The 15,502-nt window shown below is 67.0% G+C and carries 16 protein-coding genes; 4 read left to right on the top strand and 12 right to left on the bottom strand.

The annotated features are described in order from the left end of the window. The first annotated feature begins 1 nt into the window (after position 1). Positions 2 to 2,347, top strand: coding sequence for a phosphomannomutase/phosphoglucomutase (locus AC06DU_RS18985; protein ID WP_478203025.1), 2,346 nt, complete (start codon positions 2 to 4; stop codon positions 2,345 to 2,347). Between the two features lie 325 nt (positions 2,348 to 2,672). On the opposite strand, the gene AC06DU_RS18980 is transcribed toward AC06DU_RS18985, so the two are convergent. The 10 genes from AC06DU_RS18980 to pyrE all read right to left on the bottom strand — a co-directional run bounded on the left by AC06DU_RS18980 (position 2,673) and on the right by pyrE (position 9,924). Next, entirely contained in the window at positions 2,673 to 3,206 is a 534-nt protein-coding gene (locus AC06DU_RS18980) for a hypothetical protein (protein WP_478203024.1), read from the bottom strand. 251 nt (positions 3,207 to 3,457) lie between these two features. Beyond that, positions 3,458 to 3,799, bottom strand: a complete 342-nt coding sequence (locus tag AC06DU_RS18975) for a lipid-A-disaccharide synthase N-terminal domain-containing protein (RefSeq protein WP_016901963.1) — start codon at positions 3,797 to 3,799, stop codon at positions 3,458 to 3,460. Continuing rightward, positions 3,799 to 4,521 (bottom strand): glycosyltransferase family 2 protein, encoded by a 723-nt coding sequence (locus tag AC06DU_RS18970; protein ID WP_024940453.1) that lies wholly within the window; start codon positions 4,519 to 4,521, stop codon positions 3,799 to 3,801. Before AC06DU_RS18970 ends, AC06DU_RS18975 begins: the two co-directional genes overlap by 1 nt. 88 nt (positions 4,522 to 4,609) lie before the next feature. Beyond that, the gene (locus AC06DU_RS18965; protein ID WP_102251042.1) at positions 4,610 to 5,575 is read right to left on the bottom strand and encodes an SDR family NAD(P)-dependent oxidoreductase; all 966 of its coding nucleotides are present in this window, start codon (positions 5,573 to 5,575) and stop codon (positions 4,610 to 4,612) included. 48 nt (positions 5,576 to 5,623) lie between these two features. Further along, entirely contained in the window at positions 5,624 to 6,349 is a 726-nt protein-coding gene (locus tag AC06DU_RS18960) for a suppressor of fused domain protein (protein WP_184616167.1), read from the bottom strand. A 43-nt stretch (positions 6,350 to 6,392) separates the two neighbouring features. Continuing rightward, positions 6,393 to 6,701 carry a helix-hairpin-helix domain-containing protein gene (locus AC06DU_RS18955; protein WP_024940456.1) on the bottom strand — a complete coding sequence of 103 codons (309 nt, stop codon included), beginning with the start codon at positions 6,699 to 6,701 and terminating at the stop codon, positions 6,393 to 6,395. 33 nt (positions 6,702 to 6,734) lie between these two features. Then, the gene (locus AC06DU_RS18950; protein WP_024940457.1) at positions 6,735 to 7,664 is read right to left on the bottom strand and encodes a ParB/RepB/Spo0J family partition protein; all 930 of its coding nucleotides are present in this window, start codon (positions 7,662 to 7,664) and stop codon (positions 6,735 to 6,737) included. Continuing rightward, positions 7,664 to 8,461 (bottom strand): ParA family protein, encoded by a 798-nt coding sequence (locus AC06DU_RS18945; RefSeq protein ID WP_016901957.1) that lies wholly within the window; start codon positions 8,459 to 8,461, stop codon positions 7,664 to 7,666. The genes AC06DU_RS18950 and AC06DU_RS18945 overlap by 1 nt, the downstream gene beginning before the upstream one ends. Positions 8,462 to 8,576: 115 nt before the next feature. Further along, positions 8,577 to 9,242, bottom strand: a complete 666-nt coding sequence (locus AC06DU_RS18940; protein ID WP_102251044.1) for a hypothetical protein — start codon at positions 9,240 to 9,242, stop codon at positions 8,577 to 8,579. Between the two features lie 22 nt (positions 9,243 to 9,264). Next, a complete protein-coding gene (gene pyrE, locus AC06DU_RS18935; protein ID WP_102251045.1) occupies positions 9,265 to 9,924 on the bottom strand; it encodes an orotate phosphoribosyltransferase in 660 nt (219 codons plus the stop codon). A gap of 118 nt (positions 9,925 to 10,042) precedes the next feature. Between pyrE and AC06DU_RS18930 the strand changes: the two genes are divergently transcribed. From AC06DU_RS18930 to AC06DU_RS18920, 3 genes are all read left to right on the top strand, one after another. Then, a complete protein-coding gene (locus AC06DU_RS18930; protein ID WP_016901954.1) occupies positions 10,043 to 10,843 on the top strand; it encodes an exodeoxyribonuclease III in 801 nt (266 codons plus the stop codon). After that, positions 10,840 to 12,207 carry an AmpG family muropeptide MFS transporter gene (locus AC06DU_RS18925; RefSeq protein WP_024940461.1) on the top strand — a complete coding sequence of 456 codons (1,368 nt, stop codon included), beginning with the start codon at positions 10,840 to 10,842 and terminating at the stop codon, positions 12,205 to 12,207. Before AC06DU_RS18930 ends, AC06DU_RS18925 begins: the two co-directional genes overlap by 4 nt. 72 nt (positions 12,208 to 12,279) lie before the next feature. Next, a complete protein-coding gene (locus AC06DU_RS18920; RefSeq protein WP_016901952.1) occupies positions 12,280 to 12,507 on the top strand; it encodes a hypothetical protein in 228 nt (75 codons plus the stop codon). Between the two features lie 90 nt (positions 12,508 to 12,597). Here the strand turns inward: AC06DU_RS18920 and AC06DU_RS18915 are convergent, their stop codons facing one another. Both AC06DU_RS18915 and AC06DU_RS18910 read right to left on the bottom strand, forming a co-directional pair. After that, positions 12,598 to 13,740 carry an anhydro-N-acetylmuramic acid kinase gene (locus tag AC06DU_RS18915; protein ID WP_478203023.1) on the bottom strand — a complete coding sequence of 381 codons (1,143 nt, stop codon included), beginning with the start codon at positions 13,738 to 13,740 and terminating at the stop codon, positions 12,598 to 12,600. Between the two features lie 283 nt (positions 13,741 to 14,023). After that, on the bottom strand, positions 14,024 to 15,442 hold the full coding sequence (locus tag AC06DU_RS18910; RefSeq protein ID WP_102251049.1) for a M23 family metallopeptidase: 1,419 nt from the start codon (positions 15,440 to 15,442) through the stop codon (positions 14,024 to 14,026). Positions 15,443 to 15,502 lie beyond the last annotated feature (60 nt).

Below are 15,502 nucleotides of genomic sequence, written 5' to 3'. Positions count from 1 at the left end.
CATGAGCAAGGCGAACGAGCGCAGGCAGTCGATGTCCAGCGTGCGTACGAGTGGTCCGGTGTTGGGGGGGGTGTTGGTGCTGCTGGCTGCCTGGTTCGGCTGGAGCAGCTATGCGCAATGGCGCCAGGATGCGGTTGCGCAGGAGCTGGAACAGGCGCGCGACCGCGCCGTACAGGACATCAGCCGGGCCATGGCCCAGCAGGCCAGCCAGCTCGACGCCGTGCTCAAGCAGCCACAGGTCATCGCCGCGTTGGCCAATGGCGACGCGCTGGCGGCCGCTTCGAGCATCCGCGAGCGCTTCAAGGGCGCCGAGGATGTGCAGGTCCTGTCCGGCGACCTCGCTGCCGCCTACGACAATCCCAAGGACTTCGGCTACGCGCGGCTGAGCCTGCTCGAGTCGGCACTGGTGGCCGAGCGTGCGCAGGTGCACGTGGTGCGCGATGCCAAGCAGGTCCGTCTCGGCGTGGCGGCAGCGGTGCGCCTGGGCGCGCAGCCGGCGGTGGCGTACGCGCGGCTGCCGTTGTTACGTCTGACCGGCCCGCTGGATGCGATCGTAGCGCCCGGCAGTGCGTACCTGGCCTTGCGCCAGGGCAGCTACAACGTCGCCCAGCAGGGCGATCTGGTGCTGGCCGATGCTGCCGAAACCCTGGCCAGGCCCCTGGGTAACAGCGGCCTGCGCGTGGCCGCCGCGGTGCCGCAGCGCGATGACGGCCCGCTGGGTCTGGGCGCCGTGGGCTGTGCGATCGTGGCCGCGCTGCTGCTCGTCATCGCCGTGCTGTTGGTGCTGGCCAGCCGTGGCCGCGTCGCCTTGCCGCGTCGCCGCGTGGCCGGCGAGCCGACCGCCGACGAACCCACCTTCAGCCAGAGCCTGCAGCACGACGCCAGCCTCGCCAGCCAGGCGCGCGCGCTGGAGGCAGATGCGCCGCCCGCGCCGCCGGCGCTGGTGCCGGCCGTGCAGGTCGCCACCGAGATGTTCCGCGCTTACGACATCCGCGGCGTGGTCGGCAAGGATCTCAATCCCGGCGTCGCCGCGTTGATCGGCCAGGCCATCGGCAGCGTGATGCAGGCGCAGGGCCTACGCGAGGTGGTGGTCGGCCGCGATGGGCGGCTATCGGGCCCGGAGCTCGCCAATGGCCTGATCGACGGCCTGCGCCGCGCCGGCTGCCAGGTGATCGACATCGGCCTGGCGCCCACTCCAGTGGTGTATTTCGGCGCCTACGAACTGCGCGCCGGCAGCTGCGTGGCGGTCACCGGCAGCCACAATCCGCCCGACTACAACGGCTTCAAGATCGTGATCGGCGGCGAGACCCTGTCCGGAGCGGCGATCGCCGAACTGCACCAGCGCATCAACGAAGGCCGCCTGCACACCGCGGCAACGCCTGGCGAGCTGGAACAGCGCGACATCAGCGACGCCTACATCCAGCGCATTGCCGACGACGTGCAGCTGGACCGCCCGATCAAGGTGGTGGTGGATGCCGGCAACGGCGTGGCCGGCGATATCGCACCGCGCCTGCTGGAAGCGATCGGCGCCGAGGTCATCCCGCTGTATTGCGAGATCGACGGCACCTTCCCCAATCATCATCCCGATCCGAGCGAGCCGCACAACCTCGACGACCTGGTCAAGATGGTGCAGCGCTTCGATGCCGATATCGGCGTGGCCTTCGATGGCGATGCCGATCGTCTGGGCGTGGTCACCAAGCAGGGTGCCATGGTGTTCCCGGACCGTCTGCTGATGCTGTTCGCCGCCGATGTGCTGCAGCGCAATCCCGGCGCGCTGGTGATCTACGACGTCAAGTGCACCGGCAAGTTGTCCGATCACGTGCTGCGCAACGGCGGCAGCCCGTTGATGTGGAAGACCGGGCATTCGTTGATCAAGGCCAAGATGCGCGAGACCGACGCCGAACTGGCCGGCGAGATGAGCGGGCACTTCTTCTTCAAGGAGCGCTGGTACGGCTTCGACGACGGCATCTATGCGGCCGCACGCCTGCTGGAAATCCTGGCCCAGCGCGAGGAAACCCCGTCGGAGGTGTTGGACGCCCTGCCCGAAAGCGTGTCCACCCCGGAAATCAAGGTGCCGGTGGACGGCGATGCGCACGCGCTGGTCGCGCGCATTGTCGAGCGTGCCCAGGCTGGCGAGGAATCGCCGTTCGAATCGGCGCGGCTGTCGACGATCGACGGGCTGCGTGCGGACTTCGCCGACGGCTGGGGCCTGGTGCGTGCCTCCAACACCACGCCGATCCTGGTGCTGCGCTTCGAGGCCGACACCGAAGACGCACTGCAGCGGATTCGCGGGTTGTTCCGCAGCCAGTTGCAGGCCCTGCTGCCGGACCATCCGCTGGAATTCTGATCGACCGGTGCGTCCCGGGCGACTGCCCTGCCGGCTTACCGCCAGGGCAGGTCGCGTCGCCACAGCTGCCGATCACACCGTGCTCGGCGCAGGCAGATGCAGGCCATCACCGCAGCGCGCAGCCCGCTCCGACAGGCGTAGGCGGTCGACCTCAGACGTCGACCGAACAGACGCCGCTCGACGTCAGACGTTGATCGAGCAGGTGCCGCTGGACGTCAAATGTTGATCGAGCAGACATCGCTCGCACAGATATCCCGCAAGGCTGACAGGCGAAGACGCGGGTCGGTCTTTCCGGCTCAAGCCAGACGACTGCACGCGATCACGGTCACCTGCGTCCCGGACCCGGCATGCGTGCGCGATCATCTGGCGCTGCAATCGCGGCGCCGTGTGCAGCGTGGTCATGCAACAGCCAGACCGCATCCCAGTACGGATACCCACCGATCCGCGCGGCCAGCCCTGCGCGTAATGGCAACGCCACCAGCGCGCGCGCGAACTGTCGATGGTCCTCAGTCGGCGCAAGCGCCGACGCCTGCATCTGCGGCTGCCACACCGTCCCGCCACGGCCGCGCGCGCGATTGACCGCCTCGGCAGCCGCCTGACGTGCGACCGCAGCCAGTTGCAGCAGCGCAGCCTTGCCCGGCGCCTGCAACAGCGCGCACCAACTGTCCGGCAGCAGCACCCAGCACAGCAACTGCGCACCCTGCCAATGACCGGCCGCCGCAAGGCTGGCCGCGGCCGCCCGCGCGCAACGCCAGTCGGCAAACAACGGCACCTGCTGATGCGTGTACAGCCGCAGGTGCCAATGCGCCGCAAGCGGCGCCGACCCGGACAACGGACGATGGAGGAGCGCGCTGGACATAGGCACAGCATGCCGATGAGCAAACAGCCGCGGCATCGGCCACGCGCCTCATTCCAGGTCGGTAACCAGCGCATCGCGACGTACGAAAAAACGCGTTGACCCCAGCTAGCGAGCCCCTGCCGTTATCCACCGAAAGCAGAGCCAGTGCAGCACGCTCAATCCAGCTCAGCTACGCAGCCAGCATCGCCTCAAAGCCCGGAAACGTGGAGCGGGAGTGCCGCACTTACGAATCCCCACTCCCCAATCCCAACTCAATGCACCGCCCGATCCCGCCTCCAGCCGCGATGCTTCACATCCAGATACAGGCTGTAGAACGCGGTGAACGCCGGAAACAGGTTCTGCAGCACCCCCACCGAATCCTGCTTGGCCGAGAACACGAAGTAGCTCAGCGTCATCAGGCTGCCGACCACGCTCATGTACCAGAACATGCGCGGGATCACCGGCTTGCCGGCGCGCTTGGAAGCGACGAATTGCACCAGCCAGCGGCCGCCGAACATCAGTGCGCCCACATAGCCGATCAGCTTCCAGCCGGTGACATGCAGCCCGGTCCAGTACAGCCAGGTCAGTGGTTGGTCCAGCCAATGCAGTTCCATCAGCGCTCCTGCACCACGGTGCGCTTGCTGCGGGTGATCAACCAGGCCACGCCGCGCAGGTCGCGGATGCCGACCAGCGCGCGATTGAGGTTGTTGTACTTGGACACGCCGGCGGTGCGATGGCGGTGATGCACCGGCACGCTCACCGTGCGCCAGCCGGCGCGCTGCATCAACGCCGGCAGATAGCGGTGCATATGATCGAAATAGGGCAGGTCCAGAAACGCCTCGCGCTCGAACAGCTTGATGCCGCAGCCGGTATCGGGGGTGTTGTCGTGCAGCATGCGCGAACGGATCGCGTTGGCCCACTTGCTGGCCCAGCGCTTGGACCCCGAATCCTGGCGGTTGACCCGCCAGCCGGCGAACAGCTTCACCTGCGGCTCGGCACTGGCGCGGGCGGTCAGCAGCTTGGGAATGTCGGCTGGGTCGTTCTGGCCGTCGCCGTCGAGCGTGGCGATCCAGCTCGCACGCGCGGCCTTGACGCCGTTGCGCACCGCCGTGCTCTGGCCGCTCTGGGTGACGTGATGCAACACGCGCAGCTCCGGCGTGGTGGTCTTCAGGCCTTGCAGCACCGCCAGGGTGTCGTCGCGCGAGTGGTCGTCGACATAGACGATCTCGAACGCCACCAGCCCGCGCAAGGCGGCGACGATTTCGCCGACCAGGGCGGCGACGTTATCGCGCTCGTTGAACACCGGGACGACGACGGAAAGCTGGGGTTGGCTCATGGATTCGTGGTGCCAGATGAAGGCTGAGCGAAAAAGATCGCGCATTGTGCCCTGACTGTCTGAGTCAGGCATGAAGCGAACCTGTGCCCTAGGCGCGCTCACCGAAATAACTGCGGCACCAGTCCACCACCTGCGGCAGGCCGTGCTCGACCGGGGTGGCCGGCTCGAAGCCGAAGGCGGCGTGCGCGCGCTGCGTATCGGCCATGGTGCGGATCATGTCGCCCGGCTGCATTGGCCGGTAGACCTTCTCGGCCGGGCGCCCGGCGGCCTGGGCAATCACGTCGATGAAGTATTCCAGCTCCACCGGGGTGTGGTTGCCCAGGTTGAAGACCCGGTGCGGCACCGGCTCGCCGCTGGGTGTGTCCAGCGCGCCCAGCACGCCGGCCACGATGTCGTCGACGAAGGTGAAGTCGCGCTGCATCCTGCCGTGGTTGAACACCTCGATCGGCCGCCCCGCCAGCACCGCGCGGCTGAAGATCAGCGGCGCCATGTCAGGCCGGCCCCACGGCCCGTACACGGTGAAGAACCGCAGCCCGGTTGCGCGCAGGCCGTACAGCTGCGCATAGGTATAGCCCATCAATTCGTTGGCGGCCTTTGTCGCCGCATACAGCGAGCGCGGCTGGTCCACGCGCTGGTCTTCGGAAAACGGCGGGGTGGCCGAGTCGCCGTACACCGAACTGCTCGAGGCATACACCAGGTGCTGCACGCCCCGATGCCGGCACAGTTCGAGCATGTTGACGAAGCCGACCAGGTTGCTGTCGACGTAGGCGGACGGGTTTTCCAGCGAGTAACGCACCCCCGCCTGCGCGGCCAGATGCACCACGCGCGTGGGCCGGATCTGATCGAACAACGCGGCCAGGCCGTCGCGGTCGGTCAGGTCCAGCGTGCGGATGTCGATGCCCGGGCACAGCGCCGCCACCCGGTCGCGCTTGAGCTGCGGGTCGTAGTAGCTGTTGTAGTTGTCCAGGCCCACCACCGACTCACCGCGCGCAGCCAGCGCGCGGCAGGTGTAGGCCCCGATGAAACCGGCGGCGCCGGTGACGAGAATGGTCATTGCAGTGGTCCTGGAGATATCGGAAGCGGGCAGGCAGGCAGGCGGCGCTCAGAACAGCCCGAAGCGCTTTTTGGCGACGTTGACGCGATCGAGCGCAATGATGTCCCCAATCCCCTTGGCATCGAAGCGATCCAGCAGCGCATCGCTGCCGTCCTTCAGTTTCAGCGCCATCTCCTCCGGATACAGCGGCACCACCGTCATGAACACGATGGTCTTGTCGGCATCGATGGACAGGCGCGCAAATCCCTCGGGCGTGCTCACCGGTGGCAGCACGATGGCGCCGTCGAAACGCACGCCGGGTGCGTAGGGTTCGGCCGGATGGCCATTGGGAATGGTGTGGCCGAAGCCCAGCCAGGTCTCGAACTTGTGCGGCAGCCGGGCCAGGGTCTTGAGCAGGCGGATCGGCCAGTAGTGGCGCGGGTCTTCGAAGTCGCGCTGGTCCATCGGCCAATCGGCGGGCAGGCTCAGCATCAGCTCCATGTACTGCGGCGCTTCCACACCTTCGGGCAGGGTCATCGGCCGGTCGCTCATGCCCGAGGTCACCAGCCGCAGGTACGGGACATCCGCGGTGGCGGGCACCACATGCACGTCCAGATGCACGGCGTCGGAGATGATTTCGTGCAGGACTCCCGAGATCGGCCCCAGGTGCTGCTCGATATGTGCGCTGATCTGCTCGATGCAGTCGCCGCCGTGTGCCGGCTCGAATGCCTTTTCCTGCGCGTGCAGCATCAGCGTGCTGCCGCCGGGGCTGATCTGGCCGTCTTCAGTGCTCATGGGTTGCTCCGGTTGATGGCCGCACCTGATCGCATGCGCGCACTCACCCCAGACTGAGCGGTGCTTCGCTGGCCAGGGTTGCCTTGCGTTCGGCGCTGAACGCCCACCAGGGCCGTGGCGCCTCGCCTTGCATGAAGCGCGTGATCGACAGGAACACGTCGATCACGCAGGGGTCGTGCAGCACGCCGGTGCACAGACACAGCTGCGCATACATGTCGTAGGCATCGCGACCGCGCAGTTGCGCGGCAACCCGGATGCCGATCCGCTGCAGATCCTTTTCGCAGGCCGGCCCCACGTTCGGCAGGTCGGTCAGATGCAGCAGGTGCTTGCGATCGACCTTGGCGGGATTCATTGCCGGGGATGCTCCTGGTGCGGGTGCACAGGCTCAGCTGCGCTGCAGGCGCAGGCGTTCGAGCACGCCGTCCAGCGTGTCCAGGTCGGTGTAGTGGATCACCAGCTTGCCCTTGCCGCCGCGGCCGTGGTTGAACACCACCTTGGTACCCAGCGATTCGGACAGTTCGGTTTCCAGCGAGGCGATATCGGCCTGCGGTGCAGCAGCGGCCGGCTTGCCCTTGCGCAATGCGCCGGGCACCTTGCCGGCGGCGAACTGCTGCGCACGGTGTTCAACCTCGCGCACCGACCAGCCCTGGTCGGCCGCTTCCTGCGCCAGCTTGCTGGCCAGCTCCGGCGCCAGGGTGAGCAGCGCACGCGCATGGCCCATTTCCAGGCGTCGGGTTTCCAGCAGCACGCGGATCGCCACCGGCAATTCCAGCAGCCGCAGCAGGTTGGACACCGACGCACGCGAGCGGCCCACCGCACCGGCGGCCTCGGCGTGGGTCAGCGAAAATTCGTCGATCAAGCGCTGCAGCGCCTGCGCTTCTTCCAGCGGGTTGAGGTCTTCGCGCTGGATGTTCTCGATCAGCGCCATCGCGATGACGGTGCGGTCGTCCAGCTCGCGCACCACCACGGGGACTTCGCTCAGCCCGGCCAGCTGCGAGGCGCGCCAGCGACGTTCACCGGCCACGATCTCGAATTGCCCCGGTGCCAGCTCGCGCGCCACGATCGGCTGGATCACCCCCTGCGCCTTGATCGACTCCGCCAGCTCGGCCAGCTTGACCTCGTCCATCTCCTTGCGCGGCTGGTACTTGCCTGGCTGCAACTGGGTGACCGGCAACCGGCGCAGGCTGTCGCCCGGCTGCAAGGCCTCCTCGCTGGCCACGCTCGGCGCCGCTGCGGCGGCCGCGCCCTTCGGCCCCAGCAGCGCTTCCAGGCCACGGCCCAGGCCGCGCTTCTTTGCGGGGATCGGCTTGTTCATCAGACGGTCTCCACGGGCCGGTAGGCCTTGTTGCGGTCGTTCTGGCGGCGCACGATTTCGCCGGCCAGCCCCAGGTAGGCCACGCCACCGCGCGAGGTGCGGTCGTAACCGACGATGCTCTGGCCATGGCTGGGCGCCTCGGCCAGGCGCACGTTGCGCGGCACGATGGTGCGGAACACCTTGTCGCCGAAATGCTCGGTCAGCTCGGCCGACACCGCATTGGCCAGGTTGTTGCGGATGTCGAACATCGTGCGCAGCACACCTTCGATTTCCAGCGCCGGATTGAGGTTGGCGCGCAACGCCTCGATGGTTTCCAGCAGCGCGGTCAGTCCTTCCAGCGCGTAGTACTCGCACTGCATCGGCACGATGATCGAATCGGCCGCGGTCAGGGCATTGAGCGTCAGCAGCGACAGCGCCGGCGGGCAGTCGATCAGGATGAAGTCGTACTCGTCGCGGATCGGCGCCAGGGCGCGCTTGAGCCGCTGCTCGCGCTCGCCCTGATCCATCAGCTGGATCTCGGCCGCGGTCAGATCGATGTTGCCCGGCAGCAGGTCGAAGCCTTCCGGCGCGGTGACGCGGATTTCGGCCGCGGTGTTTTCGCCCAGCAGCAGGTCGCAGGTCGAGGCGGCCACATCGCGCTTGTCGATGCCGCTGCCCATGGTCGCGTTGCCCTGCGAGTCCAGATCCACCAGCAGCACACGCTTGGGCGCGCGCGCCAGGCCGGCCGCCAGATTGACCGCGGTCGTGGTCTTGCCGACGCCGCCTTTCTGGTTGGCAATGGCGATGATCCGGGCCATGCGGGAGAGCCTCGTGGGCAGGGAGTAAGACCGGCCATTATGCGGGCAGGGCGTCGGATCGGGAAATGCCGCCCGCCGCAGTGCGCTGCACGGGCGGAAATGACGGCTGCGCCGGTCAGCCGGTGGGCGCGGCGCCGGCCGGCGGCTCCTTCATCGCCCGGTAGCGCTGCAGGATGTCGGCGATCTCGCCGTCCAGCGCCACCCGTTGCTGCTCGAAGCTGGTCTGCAGACGCAATTGCGCCATCAGCTCGCGATGGCGTTGCTGGATGTCGGCGGCCAGCTTGTCGGCCACCGCCTGGCCGGCCAGTTCGCGGTCGCCGGCGCTGCGCAGCATGCTGGCCAGCCCTTCGCGCAGGCTGGTCACGTTGAAGCGCGCGGTGTGGATGTTGTTGTCGACGATGGCGATGCGCTCGTTGAAGACCCGGCGCAGGTCGTCCTCGCTCTGGTAGGACATCAACATCGCCTGGTCGGTGCGCTGCCGCATCTGCTCGGCGGCCAGGTCGGCCTGGCGTTGCTGCTCGCTGGCGGCTGCTGCGGCGCGCTCGTCGCTGCTCATGGCGCGCTGCACCTCGGCGCTGCGCAGGCCGCTCTTGGCGTTGAATTCGTCACGCGCCTGATTGACCGCCTCCGGCGGCAGCGTATCGCTGCACACCCGGGCGCCGTTCTGGTTCCAGCAATACAGCTTCTTCGCGGCCGGCTTGTCCTGCGCGATGGCAGGCGCGGCGGCCACGGCTGCCGCAACGGCGGCGAGTAACGCCAAACGGGTGTGTCTCGGCATCATCGCAGCCCCCTGTCGCCTGCCGTCAGCCTGTGGTGTCGGTACCGTAGCGGCCACGATAGGCCAGCAGCGGTTCCCGGAAGCCCACAAGGTCGGCGTTTCCTGCCGCAAAAGCAAGCAGGTCGCCCAGGTTGGCCACCGCGATCACCGGGATGCCGGCCTCGGCCGCCACCGCCTGCGCAGCCGAGCGGCGATCCTGCTCGGAGGCGATCTCCTGCCGGTCCAGCGCCACCACGATCCCGGACGGAATGCCGCCGGCGGCACGGATGATGCCCAGTGCCTCGCGGATCGCGGTGCCGGCGGTGATCACGTCGTCGACGATCAGCACCTTGCGGCCTTCAAGCGGCGCACCGATCAGGCTGCCGCCCTCGCCATGGTCCTTGGCTTCCTTGCGGTTGAACGCCAGCGGCAGGTCGCGCCCGCGCCCGGCATAGGCGCAGGCCAGCGCGGTCGCCAGCGGGATGCCCTTGTAGGCCGGCCCGAACAACAGATCGAACTCCACCCCGGCCGCATCGATCGCATCGGCATAGCACTGCGCCAGCTGCGCAGTCTTGGCGCCCGAATCGAAGCGCCCGGCATTGAAGAAATACGGGCTGAGCCGCCCGGACTTGAGCGTGAACTCGCCAAAGCGCAGGGCATCGGCGCCCAGGGCCAGCTGCAGGAAACGGGTGCGGTGGTCGGTCATTGACGGGAATGGGGAATGGAGAATCGGGAATGGTAAACGCATCGCGCCTCGGCAGCCTTCGCAGCTGCGCTGGGGTAGGCTTTACGATTCCCTATTCCCGACTCCCCATTCCCGGCCTATGCGCATCATCAGTTTCAACGCCAACGGCCTGCGCTCGGCCGTCACCAAGGGTTTCTTCGAGTGGTTCGCCGACCAGGACGCCGACGTGCTGTGCGTGCAGGAGACCAAGGCCCAGGAGCATCAGCTGGCCGGTCCCAAGTTCCTGCCCACCGGCTACAAGGCCTGGTTCCGCGACGCCAGCACCAAGAAGGGCTACAGCGGCGTGGCCATCTACAGCAGGCACGAGCCCGATGAAGTGCGCACCGCGCTGGGCTGGCCCGAGTTCGACGAAGAAGGCCGCTATGTCGAAGCGCGCTTCGGCAACCTCAGCGTGGTCTCGTTCTATATCCCGTCCGGCTCGTCGGGCGAGTTGCGCCAGGGCTACAAGTTCCAGGTGATGGAATGGCTGCGGCCGATCCTGGAGCAGTGGCTGGCCAGCGGCCGGCAGTACGTGCTGTGCGGCGACTGGAACATCGTGCGCTCGGCGCTGGACATCAAGAACTGGAAGTCCAACCAGAAGAATTCCGGCTGCCTGCCACCCGAGCGCGACTGGCTCAACGGCCTGTGCGCCGATGCGCTGGAAGACACCAACGCCGCCAGCGGCCGCGGCTGGGTCGATACCTACCGCGTGCTGCATCCCCAGGGCCAGGACTACACCTGGTGGAGCAACCGCGGCGCGGCGCGCACCAACAACGTCGGTTGGCGCATCGACTACCAACTGGTCACCCCCGGCCTGCGCGACAAGGTGAAGGCCTGCTCCATCTACCGCGAGCAGCGCTTCTCCGACCATGCGCCGTACATCGTGGATTACGCGGAGTGAGTGAGGTCATCAAGCCACGTCGGCGCTGGCAGCAAGTACTGACTAACCTGCGCCAGCGCAAAGTGCTGGCGATGCTGCTGCTGGGCTTCAGTTCCGGTCTGCCGTTGTATCTGGTTGGCAACACGCTCGGCTTCTGGATGCGCAAGCAAGGCATCGAGCTGGACACGATCGGTTTCCTGTCCTGGGTGGGCCTGGCTTACACCATGAAGTTCTTGTGGGCACCGATTGTCGACAAGACAGACGTGCCGCTGCTGGGCCGATTGGGACGCCGCCGCGGCTGGATGCTGCTATCGCAGGCGGTCGTGGCGACGGGCCTGGTCGGCATGGCGCTGGTCCAGCCCAAGGGTGGCCAGATACTGGTGATGGGCGTCGCCTGGGAACACTTGGTAGTGTTCGGCGTGATGGCGGTGATGGTTGCCTTTGCCTCCGCTACCCAGGACATCGTCATCGACGCATGGCGCATTGAAAGTGCCGACAATAGTGAACAGCTCGGCCTGCTGACGTCTGCGTCGGCACTAGGCTACCGCTCGGCCCTGTTAGTCACCGATGCGCTGATCCTGATCATCGCCGCACGCGTCGGCTGGCAAGTGTCCTACGAAGTCATGGCGGCGCTGATGGTGCTGGGTGTGATCGCCGTAACGATGGCAGGTGAGCCGGCCCGCGAAGTCATCGCCGTACAAGCGCAGGCTGCGTCGCTATGGACGCCGCGAGGGCTGTTCGACGCCATCGCCGGGCCCTTTCTCGCCTTCATTCGTGAGCACCGCAGTGGTGCAATCCTGATCCTGGTGGCCATCAGCGTCTATCGCATGGCCGATTTCGTGATGGGGCCGATGGCCAACCCGTTCTACGTCGACCTCGGCTTGTCCGAGGATACCGTCGGTGCCATCCGCGGCTCGGTGGGTCTGGTTGCCACGTTCGTCGGCATTGCAGCGGCCGGTTTGGTCTCCGTGCGATGGGGAGTGCTTGCGACCTTGATGGCTGGTGCAGTATTGGGTCCCTGTTCGAATCTGGCATTTGCATGGCTGGCCTATGTCGGGCCGGACACAAGCAAATTTGCAGTGGCGATGGCAATCGATAACTTCGCCAACGGCTTTGCCGGAACCGCGCTGATCGCCTACATGTCCAGCCTCACGAGTTTTGGCTATACCGCAACTCAGTACGCTTTACTGAGCTCGTTCTATGCCATGCCGGGCAAGGCCCTGAAAGGCTTCTCGGGCTGGTCGGTCCAGGCACTGTCACAGGGACGAACCCTGCTGGAAGGGTATGCCTTGTTCTTCGTCGGGACAGCGCTGGTTGCGATCCCCGTAGTGATATTGTGCGGGATGCTTATCCTACAGCAGCGTCGGCACGCTGCCGCAGCTTGACGGTTGCAGGTGGACCCGGCGCTGCGGGATGATCATCCAACGCGCCGGAGGCCTTGCGAATAGGGAGTAGGCATGACCGATCTGGTGTTGCGGGACATCGATCCATTGCTGGTGGACAGGATCCGTCGCATCTCCGTCGCTCGCGGCTGGACCCAGCACCAGACCGTGATGCATCTGCTCGAACAGGGCCTGTTCGCCAGCGAATACGAAGTCACCGGCGGCCTGCAACACCCGGAAGTCGATGCCCTGGCCGAAGCGATTGCCGCGCTCAAGGCGCTGCCGGCGGGGAATAGTCCGTAGCTGCAAACGGTCAGCCAGCGCTGCCTCGCGTGCGAATCCGCTCGGCGCGAGGATGCTGCCAATGCGGGCGCTCGCACTGACTCAGGCCTGTCACGCCGGATGGATCGCTCCCAGCAACCGCGGCCCGGCCGCCCCGGTCACCGACGGCAGATTGGCCGCACGGCCTGCGAGCAGTTCCGCGGCCAGCCATGCAAACCCCATGGCCTCCAGGTAGTCCGGATCCAGCCCATGCCGCGCGCTGGATTCCACCACCACACCCGGCAGTCGCGCCGCCAGTCGTGCCATCAACACCGGATTGCGCACCCCGCCACCGCACACCAGCACCCGGCGGGTATCGGGCTGCAGCTGCAGCAACGCGTCGGCGACACTGGCCGCGGTCAGTTCGAGCAGGGTGGCCTGCACATCGGCCGCAGACAGCGCCACGTCTCCCAGCGACCGCATCGCCTGCATCGCCCAGTCCAGATGGAACTGCTCGCGCCCGGTGCTCTTGGGCGGCGCCAGCGCAAACCAAGGGTCGGCCAGCAACGCCTGCAGCAGTGGGGTATCGACGCGCCCGCTGGCGGCGAACGCACCGTCGGCATCGAACGCCGTGCCGCGATGCTGCTGGCACCAGCTGTCCAGCAATGCATTGGCCGGCCCGGTATCGAAGCCCAGCACCGCGCCATCGCGCGGGATCAGCGTCAGGTTACCGATGCCGCCCAGATTGAGCACCGCGCGGTCTTCATCGCCCGTGCCGAGCATGGCCAGATGAAAGGCCGGCATCAGCGGCGCGCCCTGACCGCCGGCAGCCACATCGCGACGGCGGAAATCGGCCACCGTGGTGATGCCGGTGTGCTCGGCAATCCGGCTGGCATCGCCGATCTGCCAGGTAAAGGCCGGATCGGCCTTGGGGCGATGCCGAATGGTCTGCCCATGCGAGCCGATCGCGCGAACGCGCCCACGCGCGATGCCGCTGTCGCGGATCAGTTGATTGGCAGCGGCCGCAAACGCCAGCCCCACCTGCGCATCCAGGTGTCCAAGCGCATCGATGGCGATCACGTCGGCGCCCTGGCCCAGCATCACCAGCGTCTCGCGCAGTTGCGGCTCCCAGGCCACGGTGGTGCCGGCAACCAGTTCGCAGCGGCGATGGCTGTCATCGGCAAAGCGCACCAGTGCGGCATCGATGCCGTCGGCGCTGGTGCCCGACATCAGGCCCAGGTAGAGCGGGGATTCCAGGTGTTCCGGAGCAGACATGCCAGGGCCAGTTGCACAGTGGTCATGCAGCTTGTGCAGCCGGGGTGGGAGAGTCAACCGCCCCGGCATGCCTCGCGGTGAGGCCAATCGGCTCTACGCTCGTCAGTCAGCGCTGCACCGGCAGCGCCGACTGTCGCGTCGGCATCATGGTTTCCACTGGACGCTGGCAGCGATCCGGCGCCGGCCGCAACGTTGCATGAGCTACCAGCTCCTTCGCGAACCGCTGCGCAGCCATCCGACCGGCGATGGCCAGGTCGGCGGCTGAGAAGTTAGCCGCCGTCACTCAACCGCGCGGCTTGCCCTTGGCAGGCTTGCCGGCGTCGGCATAGATCAACTTCTCCATGCCTTCGATACGCGCCAGTGCCGGCGCCGTCTGCGCGCGGAAGGCGGCCAGCTCGGCACCCTGCAAGGGCTCGGGCGGCGGCATGGTCACCGACATCGGGTTGCGCTGCTGCCCGGCAACGCGGAATTCGTAATGCAGATGCGGGCCGGTCGCCAGGCCGGTCATGCCGACATAGCCGATCACCGTGCCCTGGTTGATGCGCTGGCCGGCCTTGATCTTGCCGAAGCGCGACATATGCCCGTACAGCGTGCTGAAGTTCCTGCCGTGGTCCAGGATCACCACATTGCCGTAGCCGCGCTGGGTGCCGACGAACACCACCCGCGCATCGCCGGCAGCCATGATCGGCGTGCCCGAGGCTGCCGCGTAGTCCACGCCCTTGTGCATGCGCATGGTGCCCAGCACCGGATGCTTGCGTGCGCCAAAGGTCGAGCTGATGCGGCTGTAGGCCACCGGCATGCGGATGAAGCTCTTCTTCAACGGCCGGCCGGTGATGTCGAAATACTCGGCCGGCTTGCCGGCACGCTCGAAGCGGAAGCCGGTGTAGGTCTTGCCGCCGGTGGTAAAGGTCGCTGCCAGGATGTCGCCGGTATTGATCCGCTCGCCCTCGCGCCAGGTTTCGTCCATCACCACGCTGAAGCGATCGCCCGGCTGCAGATCCTTGTCGAAGTCGATGTCGTACTTGAAGATCTCGTCGGTCATGATCGCCACCGCTGCCGGCGACAACCCCGACTTGCCGGCCGAGGCGTACAGCGAGCTGCTGATTTCCCCGCTCGCCACCACCGTGCGCGTGGTGGTCGCCCGCTCGGTGACGTTCTCGCGCACGCTGTCGCCCAGCAGGCGCAACTCCACGCGGTGGCTGTCGTCGCGGTCGAAGCGCAATGCGCGCAGCTCGCCCGGCGTCGGCATATCGAAGGCAATCTCGGCGCCCGGACGCAGCTTGGTCAGCGCCTCCTTGGTGCCCGGATGCGCCAGTACCTGGTACATCACCGCGGTCGGGATTCCCAACTCGCCGAACAAGGTGCTCAGCGTCTGCCCGGACTTGACCTGCAGAATTTCCCAATCGGTGCTCGGCGCCAGTTGCTTGCGGCTCGGCACCAGCGGCGGCAGCGGCAAGGCCAGCGTGGAATGGCTGGACAGCGGGGTATCGATGGCGTTGGAGAAGCCCGGCACGATCGTGGCCACCAGCGCACCGATGGTCGCGAACAGGCTGGCATGGATCCAATGACGGCGTGTCCACCGGTCGTTGAACGCCGCCGGGAGATGCGCCTTGAGCTTGCGATGCAGGGCAGTGTCGTGGAGGACGTGGAGGCGTTCGTGAAAGCGCCGCTTGCGTGCACGGCCCTGCTCTGAATTCTGCATCGTTCAAATTCCTCGCTGGCTCGAAGTGCGAGCCCAATCGCCGGTACCATAGACAGCCTG

The organism is Xanthomonas sp. NCPPB 3200, from assembly GCF_056393585.1.
This window is presented reverse-complemented; position numbering and strand designations above follow the sequence as displayed.

Bases quoted from the DNA above. Each gene is read 5' to 3' on its own strand.
- AC06DU_RS18985 (WP_478203025.1), top strand. From the start codon at position 2: ATGAGCAAGGCGAACGAGCGCAGGCAGTCGATGTCCAGCGTGCGTACG.
- AC06DU_RS18980 (WP_478203024.1), bottom strand. From the start codon at position 3,206: ATGTCCAGCGCGCTCCTCCATCGTCCGTTGTCCGGGTCGGCGCCGCTT.
- AC06DU_RS18975 (WP_016901963.1), bottom strand. From the start codon at position 3,799: ATGGAACTGCATTGGCTGGACCAACCACTGACCTGGCTGTACTGGACC.
- AC06DU_RS18970 (WP_024940453.1), bottom strand. From the start codon at position 4,521: ATGAGCCAACCCCAGCTTTCCGTCGTCGTCCCGGTGTTCAACGAGCGC.
- AC06DU_RS18965 (WP_102251042.1), bottom strand. From the start codon at position 5,575: ATGACCATTCTCGTCACCGGCGCCGCCGGTTTCATCGGGGCCTACACC.
- AC06DU_RS18960 (WP_184616167.1), bottom strand. From the start codon at position 6,349: ATGAGCACTGAAGACGGCCAGATCAGCCCCGGCGGCAGCACGCTGATG.
- AC06DU_RS18955 (WP_024940456.1), bottom strand. From the start codon at position 6,701: ATGAATCCCGCCAAGGTCGATCGCAAGCACCTGCTGCATCTGACCGAC.
- AC06DU_RS18950 (WP_024940457.1), bottom strand. From the start codon at position 7,664: ATGAACAAGCCGATCCCCGCAAAGAAGCGCGGCCTGGGCCGTGGCCTG.
- AC06DU_RS18945 (WP_016901957.1), bottom strand. From the start codon at position 8,461: ATGGCCCGGATCATCGCCATTGCCAACCAGAAAGGCGGCGTCGGCAAG.
- AC06DU_RS18940 (WP_102251044.1), bottom strand. From the start codon at position 9,242: ATGATGCCGAGACACACCCGTTTGGCGTTACTCGCCGCCGTTGCGGCA.
- pyrE (WP_102251045.1), bottom strand. From the start codon at position 9,924: ATGACCGACCACCGCACCCGTTTCCTGCAGCTGGCCCTGGGCGCCGAT.
- AC06DU_RS18930 (WP_016901954.1), top strand. From the start codon at position 10,043: ATGCGCATCATCAGTTTCAACGCCAACGGCCTGCGCTCGGCCGTCACC.
- AC06DU_RS18920 (WP_016901952.1), top strand. From the start codon at position 12,280: ATGACCGATCTGGTGTTGCGGGACATCGATCCATTGCTGGTGGACAGG.
- AC06DU_RS18915 (WP_478203023.1), bottom strand. From the start codon at position 13,740: ATGTCTGCTCCGGAACACCTGGAATCCCCGCTCTACCTGGGCCTGATG.
- AC06DU_RS18910 (WP_102251049.1), bottom strand. From the start codon at position 15,442: ATGCAGAATTCAGAGCAGGGCCGTGCACGCAAGCGGCGCTTTCACGAA.